Annotated in this window: 16 protein-coding genes and 2 pseudogenes; 6 read left to right on the forward strand and 12 right to left on the reverse strand. The window is 36.0% G+C overall.

The annotated features are described in order from the left end of the window. Positions 1 to 25 precede the first annotated feature (25 nt). From ACQ9BO_RS02335 to ACQ9BO_RS02365, 7 genes are all read right to left on the reverse strand, one after another. Positions 26 to 295: a hypothetical protein gene (locus ACQ9BO_RS02335; RefSeq protein WP_431243491.1), complete on the reverse strand. Its 270-nt coding sequence runs from the start codon at positions 293 to 295 to the stop codon at positions 26 to 28. 362 nt (positions 296 to 657) lie between these two features. After that, a complete protein-coding gene (locus ACQ9BO_RS02340) occupies positions 658 to 822 on the reverse strand; it encodes a hypothetical protein (RefSeq protein WP_431243492.1) in 165 nt (54 codons plus the stop codon). A gap of 50 nt (positions 823 to 872) precedes the next feature. Further along, positions 873 to 1,268, reverse strand: coding sequence for a hypothetical protein (locus ACQ9BO_RS02345; protein ID WP_431243493.1), 396 nt, complete (start codon positions 1,266 to 1,268; stop codon positions 873 to 875). After that, positions 1,258 to 2,748, reverse strand: coding sequence for a hypothetical protein (locus tag ACQ9BO_RS02350; protein ID WP_431243494.1), 1,491 nt, complete (start codon positions 2,746 to 2,748; stop codon positions 1,258 to 1,260). The genes ACQ9BO_RS02345 and ACQ9BO_RS02350 overlap by 11 nt, the downstream gene beginning before the upstream one ends. Before the next feature lie 206 nt (positions 2,749 to 2,954). Further along, positions 2,955 to 3,275, reverse strand: a complete 321-nt coding sequence (locus ACQ9BO_RS02355; RefSeq protein WP_431243495.1) for a hypothetical protein — start codon at positions 3,273 to 3,275, stop codon at positions 2,955 to 2,957. Next, positions 3,235 to 4,653 carry a PorP/SprF family type IX secretion system membrane protein gene (locus ACQ9BO_RS02360; RefSeq protein ID WP_431243496.1) on the reverse strand — a complete coding sequence of 473 codons (1,419 nt, stop codon included), beginning with the start codon at positions 4,651 to 4,653 and terminating at the stop codon, positions 3,235 to 3,237. Before ACQ9BO_RS02360 ends, ACQ9BO_RS02355 begins: the two co-directional genes overlap by 41 nt. A 1-nt stretch (position 4,654) precedes the next feature. Further along, complete coding sequence (locus tag ACQ9BO_RS02365) at positions 4,655 to 5,779, reverse strand: gliding motility protein SprC (protein ID WP_431243497.1); 1,125 nt, start codon at positions 5,777 to 5,779, stop codon at positions 4,655 to 4,657. On the opposite strand from ACQ9BO_RS02365, the gene ACQ9BO_RS02370 reads away from it, so the two are divergent. Further along, the gene (locus ACQ9BO_RS02370) at positions 5,778 to 5,957 is read left to right on the forward strand and encodes a hypothetical protein (protein WP_431243498.1); all 180 of its coding nucleotides are present in this window, start codon (positions 5,778 to 5,780) and stop codon (positions 5,955 to 5,957) included. The genes ACQ9BO_RS02365 and ACQ9BO_RS02370 overlap by 2 nt on opposite strands. Positions 5,958 to 6,131: 174 nt before the next feature. Here the strand turns inward: ACQ9BO_RS02370 and ACQ9BO_RS02375 are convergent, their stop codons facing one another. The 3 genes and pseudogenes from ACQ9BO_RS02375 to ACQ9BO_RS02385 all read right to left on the reverse strand — a co-directional run bounded on the left by ACQ9BO_RS02375 (position 6,132) and on the right by ACQ9BO_RS02385 (position 8,575). Then, a complete protein-coding gene (locus ACQ9BO_RS02375) occupies positions 6,132 to 6,548 on the reverse strand; it encodes a hypothetical protein (protein WP_431243499.1) in 417 nt (138 codons plus the stop codon). A 101-nt stretch (positions 6,549 to 6,649) separates the two neighbouring features. Next, a pseudogene (locus ACQ9BO_RS02380) lies at positions 6,650 to 7,938 on the reverse strand (hypothetical protein). A 185-nt stretch (positions 7,939 to 8,123) separates the two neighbouring features. Continuing rightward, positions 8,124 to 8,575: pseudogene (locus tag ACQ9BO_RS02385) on the reverse strand (hypothetical protein). Positions 8,576 to 9,010: 435 nt separating this feature from the next. Between ACQ9BO_RS02385 and ACQ9BO_RS02390 the strand changes: the two are divergent. From ACQ9BO_RS02390 to recA, 4 genes are all read left to right on the forward strand, one after another. Further along, positions 9,011 to 10,159: an ATP-binding protein gene (locus tag ACQ9BO_RS02390; RefSeq protein ID WP_431243500.1), complete on the forward strand. Its 1,149-nt coding sequence runs from the start codon at positions 9,011 to 9,013 to the stop codon at positions 10,157 to 10,159. A gap of 7 nt (positions 10,160 to 10,166) precedes the next feature. Beyond that, positions 10,167 to 10,550, forward strand: a complete 384-nt coding sequence (locus ACQ9BO_RS02395; protein ID WP_431243501.1) for a DoxX family protein — start codon at positions 10,167 to 10,169, stop codon at positions 10,548 to 10,550. A gap of 30 nt (positions 10,551 to 10,580) precedes the next feature. Further along, complete coding sequence (locus tag ACQ9BO_RS02400) at positions 10,581 to 11,090, forward strand: acyl-CoA thioesterase (RefSeq protein WP_132988280.1); 510 nt, start codon at positions 10,581 to 10,583, stop codon at positions 11,088 to 11,090. A 161-nt stretch (positions 11,091 to 11,251) separates the two neighbouring features. Next, positions 11,252 to 12,259 (forward strand): recombinase RecA, encoded by a 1,008-nt coding sequence (gene recA / locus ACQ9BO_RS02405; protein ID WP_026727347.1) that lies wholly within the window; start codon positions 11,252 to 11,254, stop codon positions 12,257 to 12,259. A 557-nt stretch (positions 12,260 to 12,816) separates the two neighbouring features. On the opposite strand, the gene ACQ9BO_RS02410 is transcribed toward recA, so the two are convergent. Next, a complete protein-coding gene (locus ACQ9BO_RS02410) occupies positions 12,817 to 13,572 on the reverse strand; it encodes a lysophospholipid acyltransferase family protein (RefSeq protein WP_431243502.1) in 756 nt (251 codons plus the stop codon). Between the two features lie 291 nt (positions 13,573 to 13,863). Between ACQ9BO_RS02410 and trpS the strand changes: the two genes are divergently transcribed. Continuing rightward, positions 13,864 to 14,838, forward strand: a complete 975-nt coding sequence (gene trpS / locus ACQ9BO_RS02415) for a tryptophan--tRNA ligase (protein ID WP_431243503.1) — start codon at positions 13,864 to 13,866, stop codon at positions 14,836 to 14,838. A gap of 110 nt (positions 14,839 to 14,948) precedes the next feature. Here trpS and dprA read toward each other — a convergent pair whose 3' ends face one another. Further along, the gene (dprA, locus tag ACQ9BO_RS02420; protein ID WP_431243504.1) at positions 14,949 to 16,049 is read right to left on the reverse strand and encodes a DNA-processing protein DprA; all 1,101 of its coding nucleotides are present in this window, start codon (positions 16,047 to 16,049) and stop codon (positions 14,949 to 14,951) included. Between the last annotated feature and the right edge of the window lie 185 nt (positions 16,050 to 16,234).

The raw sequence follows: 16,234 nt of genomic DNA on the forward strand, positions 1-16,234 counted from the left end.
GGTGCTTAATTTTTCATCTCTATTATTAATTCTCCACTTTTACGATGGCTAATTTGCCGTTGTAAGGTTTGCTTCCTTTTGCCTCTAATGCTTTAGTCGCTTCTTGTAACCCTTCAAATTTCTCGTAATAGATATAATATTTACTTGTCGCTATATTATAGAAGAAATTAATGTCTGAACGTCCTGTCGCAACTGCTTTGGTTAAGAACTCATCACGTTTTTCAACACTGCTATGAACGGCAAGAATCATATAATATCCACTTTCAGAATTTTTAATATTCTTGATGATCTGCATATTTGACTGGTCTTCACCAAAATCAAAATCACTTGCTGTTAAAGGCGTACTGCTAATTTTAGTAGTTTCCTTAATACGTTTAAGAGCCGCTAGGTCTTGGTTATATCTTCCTTGATCATTTTCGTAAGCAAGACGTTTAATTCTACGTTTTTTCTCGATTTCAGTTTCTGCTTTAATTCGCTCTAAATTCGCTAATAAAGTCTGCGCTGTCTTCTTCCATTTTCAATTGCGCCGCTTTCAATTGATTTATCTTTTCTAAATAAGCTCTGTTTAAAGCATCATTTTTATTCGGAACCTTTTTAAGCCTTTCATTGTATAAATTCGTCAGCTTAGCTATCTCATCTTTTTGAAGTCTGTTTGCTTCAGCAATATTTGCTTTTAAAGCTTCTAATTGACTGTTTTCTCGTTGCTACACTCTTGAAAGGTTTTGGTTCTCTATAAATACCTTTTTCACTTAAATCATTTTCCTCTCTTAAGTCGTTCAAATCTTTTTGTTTGTTGGCAACTGTTGCATTAAACTGCGCCAATAAATCACTTTGATTTTTACTCGATGCTTCTAGAGATTCTGTTAAGTTATCTATCGCTTTTGCTGTTTCGTCTTTTTGAGTCGCGGTACGCTTCTTGCCGTCGCCTCTGCATCGGCTTTTGCTTTTGCATCTGCCGCTAATTTCGCTTGGCGAGCCTCTTCTTCAATTCTAGCTTTTTCTTCAGCATCTTGTTTCGCTTTAAGAGCTTCTGCATCGGCTTTTGCTTTTGCATCAGTCGCTAATTTTGCTTGAAGTGCTTCGGCATCAGCTTTGGCTTTGGCATCTGTCGCAAGTTTCAATTTCAATGCTTCTGCATCAGCTTTTGCTTTCGCGTCGGCGACTAATTTCGCTTGACGGGCTTCTTCTTCAACTCTAGCTTTCTCTTCAGTTGCTTGTTTTGCTTGTAGAGCTTCTGCGTCAGCTTTAGCTTTTGCGTCAGCGAGCAAGTTTCAATTTCAATGCTTCTGCATCAGCTTTTGCTTTCGCGTCGGCCGCTAATTTCGCTTGACGAGCTTCTTCTTCAACTCTAGCTTTCTCTTCAGTCGCTTGTTTTGCTTGTAAAGCTTCAGCGTCAGCTTTGGCTTTTGCATCGGCGACTAATTTCGCTTGACGAGCTTCTTCTTCAACTCTAGCTTTCTCTTCAGTCGCTTGTTTTGCTTGTAGAGCTTCTGCGTCAGCTTTGGCTTTTGCTTCTGCGGCAAGTTTCAATTTCAATGCTTCTGCATCAGCTTTGGCTTTCGCGTCGGTCGCTAATTTCGCTTGACGAGCCTCCTCTTCAGCTTTCGCTTTTGCTTCTGCATCAGCTTTTGCTTTCGCATCAGCCGCCAATTTCGCTTGACGAGCCTCTTCTGCCTCCTTTAATTGTTTTGCTTCAGCATCAGCTTTTGCTTTTGCTGTAGCTTCAGCGTCTGCTTTAACTTTTGCATCAGCAAGCAATTTAGCTTGTAATGCTTCCATATCCGCTTTTGCTTTTGCATCTGCTACAAGTTTAGCTTGAAGTGCTTCTGCATCGGCTTTTGCTTTTGCATCGGCGACTAATTTCGCTTGACGAGCTTCTTCTTCTACTCTAGCTTTTTCTTCAGCGACTTGTTTTGCTTGTAGAGCTTCTGCGTCAGCTTTCGCTTTTGCATCTGCGGCAAGTTTTGCTTGAAGCGCTTCTGCATCGGCTTTTGCTTTTGCATCGGCGACTAATTTCGCTTGACGAGCTTCTTCTTCTACTCTAGCTTTTTCTTCAGCGGCTTGTTTTGCCTTAGCTTCTGCATCTGCTTTGGCTTTTGCATCAGCAACTAATTTCGCTTGAAGTGCTTCTGCATCGGCTTTCGCTTTTGCTTCGGTCGCCAATTGTGCCTGACGAGCCTCTTCATCTGCTTTTGCTTTTGCTTCAGCGACTTGTTTCGCTTTAAGAGCTTCTGCATCAGCTTTAGCTTTTGCATCTGCCGCTAATTTAGCCTGACGTGCTTCTTCAGCTTCTTTTAATTGTTTTGCCTCCGCATCAGCTTTTGCTTTTGCTGTAGCTTCCGCGTCAGCTTTAACTCTTGCATCAGCAATTAATTTTGCCTGTAATGCTTCCATATCAGCCTTAGCTTTGGCATCTGCGGCAAGTTTAGCTTGAGCTTCTGCATCGGCCTTGGCTTTAGCATCAGCCGCTAATTTTGCTTGTTGTGCTTCAGCGTCAGCTTTTGCTTTTGCATCAGCCGCTAATTTTGCTTGTTTTGCCTCTTCTTCAGCTTTCGCCTTATCAGTCGCTTGTTTTATCTTCAATGCTTCCGCATCAGCTTTTGCTTTTGCTTCTGCCGCAATCAATGCTTGTCTTGCCTCTGCATCGGCTTTAGCTTTTGCATCAGTCGCTAATTTTTCTTTTAATGCTCGCTTCTTCAGCTTGTTTTGCTTTAAGAGCCGCTGTCGCTTTGGCTTTATTTGCGGCATCAATAGCCGCTTTAGTTTTCGCTTCTGCATGTTGCTTTTGCTTTTGCTTCAGCCGCTAATCTAGCTTGATATGCATCTGAGTCTGCTTTTGCTTTTGCATCAGTCGCCAAAATAGATTGTAAGTCTGTCGCCTCAGCTTTCGCTTTTGCATCGGCTTTTTCTTCGCTTCAGCCGCATCTGCTTTTGCTTTTGCATCGGTCGCCAACTTAATTTTCAATGCTTCGGCGTCTGCTTTTGCTTTTGCGTCTGCCGCTAGTTTTGCTTTTGCTGCTCGCCTCTGCATCAGCTTTGGCTTTATCAGCCGCTAATTGTGCCGCTGTTTTTTGTGGCTCTGCTGGTTTTGTCGTCGCCGCTTTTGCTTTTGCCGCTTCAGCATCAGCTTTGGCTTTAGCATCGGCCGCTAATTTCAATTTCATTGCTTCGGCATCTGCCTTAGCTTTATCAGTCGCTAATTGAGCTTGTGTTTTTGATGCTGTTGCTCCTGGTTTATTTGCCGTTGCTTGCGCTCTTGCGATACGCAGTTGCATCAACACGTGCTTTATTGTCGGCGACTAATTGTATTCTACGTGCCTCCGCATCGGCTCTTGCTTTATCAGCGGCCAACTGGGCTTGTGTTTTTTGTGTTGCGAGCAACCGCTCTATTTGCTGTTGCAGTTTGTGCTCTTGTTGCCGCTGCTGAGCATCAGCTTTTGCTTTTGCTTCTGCGGCTAATTTAAGTTTCAATGCTTCAGCGTCAGCCTTAGCTTTATTATCTGCTTCTAATTTTGCTTTTGTTGTCGCTTCAGCATCTGCTTTTGCTTTTTCAGCCGCCGCTAGTCTTGCTTGTTTAGCTTCAGCATCAGCAATCGCTTTTGCTTCTGTCGCTAATCTTGCTTTTTCAGCACCATCTACTCTTGTAACAGGAGCTGATGTAGTCTTTTTAGCCATTACAGGTTTTGGCTTAGAAGGATCGATAAGAGAACCTTCGTCATCATCACCATAATAGTAATTTCTGCTTTTGAATCTATAAGCAATTGCAAATTCATGAGAACCTCCTAAATTGGTAAAATTCCCAAAACCTCGTTCATAATTATATTCGATAGAAATACTTGGTGAAATATTCGCTCCTAAACCTGCTGAAACCCCGTACAGAGTATTATAACCTACTTGTGCCCAAACTCCTTGCGGAATCGCAATCATCGCAAGTCCTGATAAAATTGTTTTATCTTTTTTGATTTCGGTTTTTACTATTCCAGAAAATTTGCTTCTGTCAAAAAAACCGTAGCTGTCGATATAGCCAGTGTACATACCATGCAATTCGATGGCTCTTTCTGGATCATCTTTTACCATTCCAGATCCAAAATTATATAGAACTAAATTGTTTATCGATAAACCAAAATCAAGAAATGCAGTACCGTAGTTAATACCAGGATTTACTGTAAGCAATGTATTTGATGGAATGTTATCTATTGGAAGATTTGGATCATTTGAAATGATTTTGCCTTTGTTTAAACCACTTTGGTAAGCACCAACGTTAAGACCAAATGTCAAATTGCTGTCTTCTTGCAAAACGATATTATGGGCAAAGTTGGCTACTCCTCCAAATACGGTAAAGACACCATAATTTTGTTGAAATAATCCAAAAGCAAAAGCTTCATTCTCTCTGAAACGGCCAGAATAACCAAATAAATACGTATTGGGAGCATCATCAAATGAAACCCATTGTCTTTTATTGTAAAAACTTACATAAGGGTTTGATTCACGTACAAAGCTGAAAGTTGGGTTAATTAAATATCTATTGAACTTTAAAGAATTTCTGATAGGTAAAGAAAACGAAACAACTCCATCCTCAGATTTAGTATCTTGAGAATAGAGTACATTTGAAAAACCGTAAAATAAAGTTATGAATAGTAGGATTTTCTTCATTTTATTTTATCAGGGTTATTGATCCTTTCTTTTCACCTGTCTGGGAATGAATGACATAGTAATAAACTGGATTTACATTTTTAATATCAATTGATCCAGACGGGGGCCAATCGCCTTGATAGTTGACAACATCAAGAACCAAGTCACCGTTTGAACTAATTATTTTTACACTAGATTCTTGGTTTTTGTATTCGTTTGGGATATTCCAAAAATTATATGGATATGCCGCACTAACACTTATAATATTTGGTATTTTTTCTACCGATGGTATTTCACCTTCGATAGTAACTTTGAACGGTAATTCTTTCTCAACTGTACATCCGCTTGCCTGACTTATTTTTACTTTATAATCTCCTGGACTTGAAACTAAATATGTATTTGCAGTAGCACCCGCGATTGCAGTATTTCCTAAAAACCATTGGTAGGTTGGGTTAACTGCATTTGTTGTAACAGTAACGCTTAAAGAACCTCCAGATTCAATTTCATTTTCTTCTGGGACATTCAACGAAGCATTAAAATTGTTTCCTTTAAGATCGATTGTTCCTGTAGCAGTACAACCACCAAAATCAACATCAACGGTATAAATTGCGGCTTCGTTTGTAGTATAGCTTCTGTTTGTTGCGCCTGTAATTACAGCTCCATTCTTTTTCCACTGATATTTGTTTCCAGCTGTTGCAGTCAAAGTAGTTCCTGTTCCGTTTGAACAAAATGGGTTTCCTAAACTAGAACTAATAGTCACTGAAGATCCTGAAGCCGATGATGAAACTGTAACTCGATTTGAGGCAAAATTCTCATCATTACATCCTCCATAATCAATTTGTGCATAATAAACACCTGGTGTGTTTACTGATAACGTTTTACCGCTTTGTCCTGCAATTGCAACATCATCTTTAAACCATTTGTATTTAAGATTTGGGTAATTAGCTGGAGACGAAGGCACATCGGCAGGTGTTGGGTTATAAATCTCTAAAGTCAAGTTTCCTCCCGTACAATATGTCGCTGTTGCAACTTTATCATTGATAAAGAATGTCTCAACATATGTTCTGTAGTAAATAGGAAAACTAGTTACGCCTTGTGAATTTTTAAAACCTAAACTTGTTTTTCCTGTACTGCTTATTACGCGCATGCTATATGTATTTGAACCCTTTAAATCAGTTGGGATTGCAAATTTAATAGTCTGTTGCTGTAGCGTTGGGTTATCAATTGGTGTTCCAATCTTTGTAGTTGCAGTTGGAGTTGTAAAACTTCCTAATTCATCTGAAAGCTGTATTTCAAAAGTAGTTCCAGCAGGAAAATCAACATAGCTAAAAGTTGCGTTATATTCATTAAAAGGCTTGCCATCAACAATAAGTCCAGCACAAATTCTTGGATAACCAAGTTGTTGTGGGACTATTGTTTGGGCATAGCTATTTGTTTTAGTACCTAAAAAAATACTAAAAAAAGGATAAAACGGATTACAGATAGCGTAGTTTTCTGAATCATATAGTTCTTGTTCTTGCTAAGTCTATATTTTCAAAAAACAAGATATCAATGAATGTTTCAGAAAAATCATATTTATAGTTCTCGATAATGTCCTTCGCAAGAACAGAATAAGAAGCTGTAATTGATGAATTTTCTTTGCACTCTGAAGTTTTTTGATCGTTCACATCACTAGCTATAGCAAAGCTATCCTTGGGGATGGATAGCTCCACTGCTAACTGATTAGAATTCTCTAATTTGCTGATCACTGTTGTATCAGCCGTTTCGGTTTTTTGGTTGTTATTACACGCCAGTGCAATGCCATTAGTATCAGCAGAAACAATAGTGTTTTCTGATTTACTTTGTGCATTTAAAGTCGCTATAGGCGAAACCAAAAATATAATATAAATAAAATATTTTTTTATAGATGGGGCCATTATGTCTTGATCTTTATTTGGTCCTTTACGAGACTAACATAAATTGTGTCTGGGGACTTTATTAATAAAATTTACGCTCTGAAATAAAAATCGAAACTTATCTATTTTCCGCTAGATGCTGTAATTTTTCCTAATTGTAATCTGAAATCTGGTTTCTTAGGATTCGAAATATCAATGAAAGTTTCTTTGTTGTCACTTTGTGAGTAAACGTTAAAGAACACAGGGTTTCCATACCAGCCCTCTAAATCTTCATTGTTTGTATTGTACTCTGTAAAGATATTTCCGTTACATAAGTTGAAGTACATTTCCTCAAATTTGATTTTTTTAAGGTTGGCATCATTGATTTCAGTTTTACTGTCTAGCAAAACGGCCGGGTTAAATCCAGAGATTACACTACGCTTCATTTCAAGAGATGCAGTTTCAGCAACATAAATTGCCTCTTTTACTAAACCTGCCTGAATATCAGCTTTAATGTTCTCACTGTCATTTAACATTGTAATATTTGTTGCAACAACAAGAGTTTGTTTTTTAGTAAAATCTGTTTCGCTTTTCTTCTCGAACGATTTTACCTCCATACAACGAGATCCATCTTTGTTAGAAGATAAATAAGATGATCTAACTGCCAATGAGTTGAATAAACGACATTGAACACCTTGAGTAAATTTATAATCGTCGTTGATTGATTTGTAAGAAACTAATTTAGTAGCATTTACATCACCTCCAAAGAAAGCAAATGAGTCACCTCCAGAGTAGCTTACCATAACGTTATCTAAAATAGTTTTAGCACCAACACCAGCAACAGTCAAACCATTGAAAGTATCTACACCTTTAACTTTTTTCCTGCGAATTCGATTCTAACAAATCTTAAAACGCCTGAATTTCCGTTTACGTTATCACCACCATAAGTAGTTAAACTTGGATCTAAATCCATGTTGTAAGAACCAACACCTCCAAATTTATTGATTGGCGCATCACCAAGAAGTACAACTCCTCCCCAGTCACCAGCTTTTTTCTGGCTTCTGTTTGAAGTAAATACGATTGGATCAGTTTCTAAACCATCAGCAATAATTTGTGCACCTTTTGTAACTACCAATGTTCCTTTAGTTTCGAAATCACCAATAATTAAAGTTCCTGGTTCAATTGTTAATACTGCATTGTTTGTAACATAAACGTTGCCTTGCAAAACATATACATTCCTCTTCAGCAATTTAGTATTAACAGAAATGTTTCCTGCTAAAATTTGATTTGCTTCTCCATACTCTACTTTGTTAGGCTTAAATTCGGTCCAGTTATTCAACCAATTGTTGTAGCCCATAATTCCTTTCTCTTGCTGAGCACTCATACTAGTAACTGTCAAAAGAACGCAGATCATTTGAGTAATTTTTTTCATGATAAGGGGGTATTAGGGTTAATAATAAATTTGGGTATGCGTAAATGAAAAAACTCATCTCGATTTTTCTGAAATAATCAGAACACATCGAGAACGAGTTAATTTTTATTACTCTCTTAATGTTTTTCGAAAATCTAAATCATCTACGTAAACAAATTAAAAGAGGTTTTAAAAATATTTTTTTATTACATTTCGTTCAAATCGTTGAACTCGTGTAATGATTTCAATGTGCTTTCGTAAAATAAAATCGCCGCGATCAAGTTTCCTTTATCAGAGTAAGGCATCATTTTTCTTTGGAAATCAACAGTTGTGTCCAAGAAAGTTGTAGTACCAACTGCTTGCGCATCTAATACTTTTTTGTGCTCACTATCGTCTGGAATACCTAAATCGGCCATGGTAACTCCTGGTTTTGTAACCAAAGCAATGTACGGAAGGGTTTTCACTAAAACTTTAATACGCTCAATGTATAATTCCAAAAGTTCTCCTTTTTGCATACCACTCAGTTCTTTTTGATCATGGTATTTTCTGATAAGAGCTGTTGTACTAATGATACTTCTTGGAGCATTTTTTGCCTGCGCTGAAACAGCCGCAGTTGTCAAGAAAAAAGTGTACTTAATAAAATAATTTTCCCTTTCATAGATTCGATTTATAATTGGTTGTTCATGCAAACAAAAATATATAAATTAACTTAAATCGCAACTTTATTGATTTCTTTTTTCAAAAAAAAAACTTAAAAAAACCTTAAAAACCAGTCGTATGTCGAGAAAATGTGCGTTTTAACGAGTGTTTTGTTAAATTTGTTAAAATCAAAACCGTAAGATAAAAGCTATAAAATTTAATAGTTTTATATCTATAAATAGCCAAAAAAACGTTACGTTTACCGTTTTTGGCAAAAAAATATTAACAAAAAAGTCTTCATATCTGCTAGCGTGAACTAATTTATTAACAAAATTAAATTGACACAAACGTATTTTTAATAAAAAAAATCACGCCAAATTTTTGCATCTAAATACAACCGAGAATCTTTTAATCTAAAATTTTTGCCTACATCATTTTCTTATATCTTTGCTTCATGCAATTTTCTCAAATTTTAGGTCAAGATTATATCAAAAGTCACTTGATAAAAAGTGCATCTTCAGGACGAATTCCGCATGCGCAATTATTTGTTGGGCCAGAAGGAAGCGGTACTTTGTCAACCGCAATCGCTTATGCGCAGTATATTTTGTGCAACAATACGGGTAACGAAAACGAAAATGGAAATGATTCCTGCAATTTGAAATTTCAAAATATTTCACATCCAGATCTTCATTTCATTTATCCGACAGTAACGACCGAAGATGTAAAAACCAAACCCAAAAGTCTAGATTTTATTCAGGATTGGCGAACATTTGTTCAAGAAATGCCTTACGGAGGATTATTTGACTGGTACAAAATTCTAGGCGTTCAAAATAAACAGGGCGAAATTAGGGTCGAAGATGCTCAGGAAGTTTTAAAGTCGCTTTCGCTGAAATCATATGAAGGTGGTTACAAAATCATGATCATTTGGATGGCTGATAAAATGAATATTGCGGCTTCAAACAAACTTTTAAAACTTCTTGAAGAACCTTCAGACAAAACCATTTTCCTTCTAATTTCTGAAAATGAAGAAGATATTATCCAAACCATTCGCTCTCGTTGTCAGGTAATTCATTTTAATGGACTTCCAGAAAAAGTAATTGCAGACGCTTTAGTTTCACGCGAAAATATTGATTCGAATTTAGCCAAAAAAATTGCGCATCAGGCACAAGGAAATTTCAACAAAGCAATGCATTTGCTAAAAGAAGATGACTCGGAATATCCTTTCGAACAATGGTTTGTAAACTGGGTTCGAGTCGCTTTTAGAGCTAAAGGAAATGCCGCCGCAATTCAGGATTTGATTTCTTGGAGTGAAGAAATTGCAGGCCTTGGACGCGAAAGCCAGAAAAAATTCATCCAATTTTGCATCGAAATGTTTCGTCAGGCTTTATTGTTGAATTATCAAACTCCGAGCTTAGTTTACATCGAACCAAAAGTGGACAAATTCAAACTTGAAAATTTTGCGCCTTTTGTAAACGGAAACAATATTCACGAAATTTTCAAAGAGCTTTCAGATGCAATGTATCACATTGAAAGAAACGGAAATGCAAAAATAATCCTAACCGATTTATCCATAAAACTGACTCGTTTAATCCACAAAAAATAGTCCTCAAATGAACAATGTTGCCTCTATTTTATTATTAGCATTTTTAGCCATAACGTTTTTACAATCAGGCTATGAAAAGATTTTTTATTGGAAAGATAATGTAAACTGGCTTAAAGAACATTTTGCCAAAACACCATTAAAAAACCAAGTCCCTTTAGCGCTCATGCATTTACTTATTCTTGAATTAATTTCAGGGATTTTATCTGTTGTTGGTGCCATTCAAATCGCATTGAACAGTGGCCGCGAATTTGGTTTTTATGGTGCAATTTTTTCATGCATCTGTTTATTGATGATGCTTTTCGGACAAAGACTTGCAAAGGATTACGATGGTGCAAGAACCATTGTAATCTATTTTATACCAGCTGTTATGGCTGTTTATTGGCTGAATTAATCAGCGCGCTTAATTATAATTTTACAAAAAATGAATTCAAAACATCCTTCAGAATCTATAACTATTTTAACTGATTTAGTTTTACCGAGCGAAACAAATCCTTTAAACAATCTTTTTGGTGGCGAATTGCTTGCCCGAATGGATCGTGCGGCAAGTATTGCGGCACGCAGGCACTCACGCCGAATTGTAGTTACAGCTTCTGTAAATCACGTTGCTTTCAATAGAGCAATTTCGCTAGGAAGCGTTGTTACAGTCGAAGCTAAAGTTTCAAGATCTTTCAAAAGCTCGATGGAAGTTTACATTGACGTTTGGGTTGAAGACCGCGAATCTGGAAGCAGAACAAAAGCAAACGAAGCAATTTACACTTTTGTCGCTGTTGATGATACCGGACGACCAGTTGAAGTGCCAGCAATTGTACCAGAAACCGAACTTGAAATTCAACGTTTTGATGCGGCTTTACGCCGTAAACAGCTGAGTTTAGTGCTTGCAGGAAAAATGAAACCATCAGAAGCAACAGAATTAAAAGCTTTGTTTTTGTAATCAAATTTGTGACAATTTGGAACAATTTGGAGCAACTAAACTCCAAAAAAAGAACTAGTTTTGCAATTCACAAATTCAGTTAAACAGCAATAAGAAAGTTATTTCTTATTTTTTAGTACTGTTCTGAAAGCCCAAAAAAAATTAAGATAATTTAAAAAGATATGAGTTCAGACAAAGAAGCCAAATTAAAAGCGCTACAATTAACGCTTGATAAACTTGACAAAACCTACGGAAAAGGAACCGTAATGAAAATGGGCGATAGAGCCATTGTGGAAGTAGAAACGATTTCTTCTGGCTCACTTGGCGTTGATTTAGCGCTTGGGGTAAATGGATACCCAAAAGGTAGAATTATTGAAATATACGGTCCAGAATCGTCTGGTAAGACTACTTTGACGTTGCATGCAATTGCTGAAGCACAAAAAGCAGGCGGAATTGCCGCTTTTATTGATGCAGAGCATGCTTTTGACAGAAATTATGCTGAAAAATTAGGCGTAGATATTGAAAACTTAATCATTTCACAACCAGACAATGGAGAGCAAGCATTAGAAATTGCTGAAAACTTGATTCGTTCTGGAGCAATTGATATTGTGGTAATTGACTCGGTTGCGGCTTTGACTCCAAAAAGCGAAATTGAAGGCGAAATGGGAGATTCAAAAATGGGTCTTCACGCACGTTTGATGTCGCAAGCTTTAAGAAAACTTACTGGAACTATCAGCAAGACAAACTGTACGGTTTTCTTCATTAACCAGTTGCGTGAAAAAATTGGGGTTATGTTTGGAAATCCTGAAACGACAACGGGTGGTAACGCATTGAAATTCTACGCTTCTGTACGTTTAGATATTCGTCGTTCTGCTCAAATCAAAGACGGTGAAAACGTTATTGGAAATAGAACTAAAGTTAAGATCGTTAAAAACAAAGTTGCTCCGCCATTTAAAACTGCAGAATTCGACATTATGTACGGTGAAGGTGTTTCTAAAACTGGAGAAATTCTTGATCTTGCTGTTGAATTCGATATCGTTAAAAAAGCAGGATCATGGTTTAGCTATGGCGATACAAAATTAGGTCAAGGACGTGATGCCGTTAAAGCTCTAATTAAAGATAATCCAGAATTAGCTGACGAATTAGAGGCTAAAATTAAAGAACATATGAAAGAATTAGCAAACGCATAAATCTTTCAAAATCTGCATAATACAGATTTATATTTTCAAAAACCCGGAAGTATTTAAACTTCCGGGTTTTTCTTTTAAAAAATATTAAAAATCGACGCAACCATTTCAAAAAAATCGCATCTAGTAATTAGTAATAAAATTTATTGGCATCGCCATAAGTGCCTTTCTTAAATTTTTAGAATGAATTTGGTTGATTTGTTTTAATAAAAATCCGTCGGTTTAGTTTGGTGCTGGCGGGTTTTTATTCTTTTTAAGAAAAAAATTTCCTGTTGTACGCAACCTTTTTCATTTTTAGCTCTCTATTATATTGTGAAGTTAACTTGAGTTCTAACCAAACTCTTTATTATCAATCCTTAATGTTTTTAATCATGAAAGAGAAAATTGAAGTGTTGTACAATAAAAACCGCAGAAAAACCAAATTAAAGTTTAAAAAAGTATTGCGATTTATTTCTGAAAAAATCATTCACAGATAAGATTTTTGAATAAAAATAAGGGGTTATTTTAGTTCAAAAGAAAACCCGGAATCCTAGACTTTTAAGGATTGCCGGGTTCTGTTTTTATTTTTTAGAATCTTTCTTCTGAAATTCAATCAATTCATTGTAAATCAATTGTCTTACTTGATCCCGAAGTTCTTTTCGATGATCGATTGTTACGCCACTTGTTTCTACAAACGGAAGAATTTTTGCGCGCATTTTTCCAGGACTTCCACTAAAAAAAGTATATGAAAAACGCTCTTTGTTGTCTGGAAAAACAATTGGAACAATCGGAATTTGATGCTCTATTGCTAATCGAAATGCTCCATCTTTAAACTCATCCAGCAAAATGCTTTCATCATCTGGAACACCACCTTCAGGAAAAATGCAAATACTTAGACCTTGATTTAGTCGATTTTGAGCTCTTTTAAAAACTTCGTTTTTGCTTTTTGAAGAATTTCTATCTACCAAAATACAAGTTCTTTTATAGAAAAATCCAAATAGCGGAATCTTTACTAATTCCTTCTTTCCCACAAAAACAAAAGGATTTTTAATAAGAGCAAGCATTAGCATGATATCTGTCATCGAGGTATGATTTGCAACAATCATATAGCTTGTATGTTTGATAAGCTTTTGTTCGCGCTTTACTTTGTAATAAAAACCCATCCCGAAAAGGATAAATTTAGCCCAAATGCGGGCCATTTTGAAGAAATACGGATATCCGCGTTCTGAAATGATAGAAATCAGCAAAAACGGCAACATAATCAATATCGGAATGGCCATTAAAACATAAAACCAAATACGCCATAAAACCCAAAAAGCAATTTTAAATATTTTCATAGTTTCAAATGTAGTAAAACAGAAATGAATTTTAAACAAGAATTTCTTTGGCTAATTATTTAACCGCAAAGCACGCAGAGATTTTACGCAAGGTTCGCAAAGTTTATAGCCACAGATTAAAATGATTAAATGGATTTAAAATCGGTGGAAATCCTCATAATCTGTGGCTCTATCTTTTAATTTATTTAAAGGACGTTCAGTAAAAAATCTTGGCGTGCTTTGCGTAAAATCTCTGCGTGCTTTGCGGTTAGAAAAAACATCACGACATTTGCAATTCAGAAAAAATTGAGAATGGCAAAAATACTTACGGGTGTTCAGAGTACAGGGACGCCGCATTTAGGAAATTTATTGGGAGCAATTATCCCTGCAATCGAATTATCGAACAATCCTGCAAATGAATCTTATTTGTTTATTGCTGATTTGCATTCTATTACACAAATCAAAGATGGCAAAACATTAAGAGAAAATACATATAGCACTGCGGCGGCTTGGCTTGCATGTGGCTTGAACCCAGATAAAGTTACTTTTTACAGACAATCTGATGTGACTCAAACTGCCGAATTGACTTGGTATTTGAGCTGTTTTTTTCCGTTCCAAAGATTAACTTTAGCACATTCTTTCAAAGATAAATCGGACCGTTTAGACGATGTTAACGCTGGACTTTTTACTTATCCGATGTTAATGGCAGCTGATATTTTATTATACGATGCCGAATTTGTTCCGGTTGGAAAAGATCAGTTACAGCATTTAGAAATTACGCGCGACGTAGCTTCAAGATTTAACCATCAAATGGGCGAAACTTTTGTGATTCCAGAAGCTAAAATTCAGGAAGACAGCATGTTGATTCCGGGAACAAATGGCGGAAAAATGAGTAAATCTGCAAATAATATCATCAATATTTTTCTGGATGATAAAACACTTCGCAAACAAGTAATGAGCATCGAAACTGATAGTACTCCGCTTGAAGCTCCAAAAAATCCAGATACTTGTAATGCTTTTGCCATTTATTCGTTATTAGCAAATGATGAGCAAATTGCACAAATGAGAGCAAATTATCTTGGCGGAAATTATGGTTACGGTCACGCCAAACAAGCTTTGTTTGAATTAATTACCGAAAAATTCAAAACAGAAAGAGAAAAATATAATTACTACATAAACAATCTTGAAGAAGTGGATGCCTTACTGAAAAAAGGCGCGACAAAAGCTTCTGTTGTTGCAGATGGCGTTTTAGCAAAAGTTCGCAATGTCTTAGGATTTGAAAAATAAAATCTCCAAAAAAAGCCTAATAGATTTAGTTTCTATTAGGCTTTTTTCTTATCCTCAAAAACAAATGTATTCTTATTCATTTCGTGCTAATTTTTCTAATAAAAAACCAACTAAATCGCTTCAAACATTTTCCCTGGTAATGGTCTAATTGATCCCTTAAGCTCCATATTCAAAAGTATTCCGGACAATCTAAAAATTGGGAAATTACATTCTAATGCAATGATATCCAGAAGCTCTTTTCCGTTTTTAATCAAGAAATTATAAATTACTTCTTCATCGGGATCTAATTCTACAAAAAGCTGTCTTTGCACCGTTTTTGGTTTATTTTCAAGATCCCAATTCAGTACATAAATCAAATCGGCCGCACTGGTCAAAACATTTGCTCTTTGCGTTTTTATCAAGTTATTACATCCTTGACTGTATCTGTCTGAAACACGGCCAGGAACTGCAAAAACTTCTCTGTTGTAGTCATTTGCAAAATTGGCGGTAATTAAAGAACCGCCTTTATCTGCAGATTCAATTACAACGGTGGCTTCGGTCATGCCAGCTACAATACGGTTTCGGCGAACAAATTTTTCTTTATCTGGATTTGAAGAACTCCAAAATTCAGTGATAAACCCACCGTTTTCTTCCATTTTAGCAATGTACTTTTTGTGCGTTCTCGGATAAACTTGATTAAGGCCATGTGCCAAAACACCAATCGTTTGCAGATTATTTTCCATAGCCAATTGATGCGCTACGATATCAACACCATAAGCAAATCCGCTTACGATTACAGGATCGAGAGGAACAAGATCTTCAATAAATTTTTTGCAAAAATCAATTCCATATGAAGTAACTTGCCGTGTACCAACAATACTGATTAACTTTTTGTTTTTCAAGTTTATCTTTCCAGAAGTAAAAATCAAAACCGGTGCATCTATGCAGTGTTTCAAACGATCAGGGTAGTCTTCATCTTGAAAATAGGATATATTTATTTTTTCTTTGTGGATGAATTCTAATTCGAAACTAGCTTTCTCAAAAACACTTTTATCCTTCAAGTTTTTAAGCAAAACGGCACCAATACCATCAATATTGGCAATTTGAACCGCTTTTGCTTTAAAAACTGCTTCTGCACTTCCGCAATGCTTTATCAATTTTTTGGCCATAATATCTCCTACTCCATCCACTTTGAGCAAGGCTAACAAGTAAAATAATTCCTGATCTGACATTTTCAAAAAACATTATGTAAAATAGAACCGAAAACTAAAACAGTTTTAAAGCGCAAATATCACTAAAATAAAGTAATTTCCTAATAAAAATAGCGATTTATAAAATTAGTACACCTAAAAATTAGCACTACATTTATTTAAATAATTGAAAACGAATTGTCTATAAAATAATCCGAATTGTTAAT

The sequence above is a fragment of the Flavobacterium sp. P21 genome, from assembly GCF_050632225.1.
Classification (GTDB): domain Bacteria; phylum Bacteroidota; class Bacteroidia; order Flavobacteriales; family Flavobacteriaceae; genus Flavobacterium.

Coding starts and splice junctions, on each gene's coding strand:
- ACQ9BO_RS02335 (WP_431243491.1), bottom strand. CDS start 295: ATGCAGATCATCAAGAATATTAAAAATTCTGAAAGTGGATATTATATG.
- ACQ9BO_RS02400 (WP_132988280.1), top strand. CDS start 10,581: ATGAATTCAAAACATCCTTCAGAATCTATAACTATTTTAACTGATTTA.
- dprA (WP_431243504.1), bottom strand. CDS start 16,049: ATGTCAGATCAGGAATTATTTTACTTGTTAGCCTTGCTCAAAGTGGAT.
- recA (WP_026727347.1), top strand. CDS start 11,252: ATGAGTTCAGACAAAGAAGCCAAATTAAAAGCGCTACAATTAACGCTT.
- ACQ9BO_RS02365 (WP_431243497.1), bottom strand. CDS start 5,779: ATGCGCGTAATAAGCAGTACAGGAAAAACAAGTTTAGGTTTTAAAAAT.
- ACQ9BO_RS02370 (WP_431243498.1), top strand. CDS start 5,778: ATGCTATATGTATTTGAACCCTTTAAATCAGTTGGGATTGCAAATTTA.
- ACQ9BO_RS02395 (WP_431243501.1), top strand. CDS start 10,167: ATGAACAATGTTGCCTCTATTTTATTATTAGCATTTTTAGCCATAACG.
- ACQ9BO_RS02355 (WP_431243495.1), bottom strand. CDS start 3,275: ATGCAACTGCGTATCGCAAGAGCGCAAGCAACGGCAAATAAACCAGGA.
- ACQ9BO_RS02390 (WP_431243500.1), top strand. CDS start 9,011: ATGCAATTTTCTCAAATTTTAGGTCAAGATTATATCAAAAGTCACTTG.
- ACQ9BO_RS02360 (WP_431243496.1), bottom strand. CDS start 4,653: ATGAAGAAAATCCTACTATTCATAACTTTATTTTACGGTTTTTCAAAT.
- ACQ9BO_RS02410 (WP_431243502.1), bottom strand. CDS start 13,572: ATGAAAATATTTAAAATTGCTTTTTGGGTTTTATGGCGTATTTGGTTT.
- ACQ9BO_RS02375 (WP_431243499.1), bottom strand. CDS start 6,548: ATGGCCCCATCTATAAAAAAATATTTTATTTATATTATATTTTTGGTT.
- ACQ9BO_RS02350 (WP_431243494.1), bottom strand. CDS start 2,748: ATGCCGCAAATAAAGCCAAAGCGACAGCGGCTCTTAAAGCAAAACAAG.
- trpS (WP_431243503.1), top strand. CDS start 13,864: ATGGCAAAAATACTTACGGGTGTTCAGAGTACAGGGACGCCGCATTTA.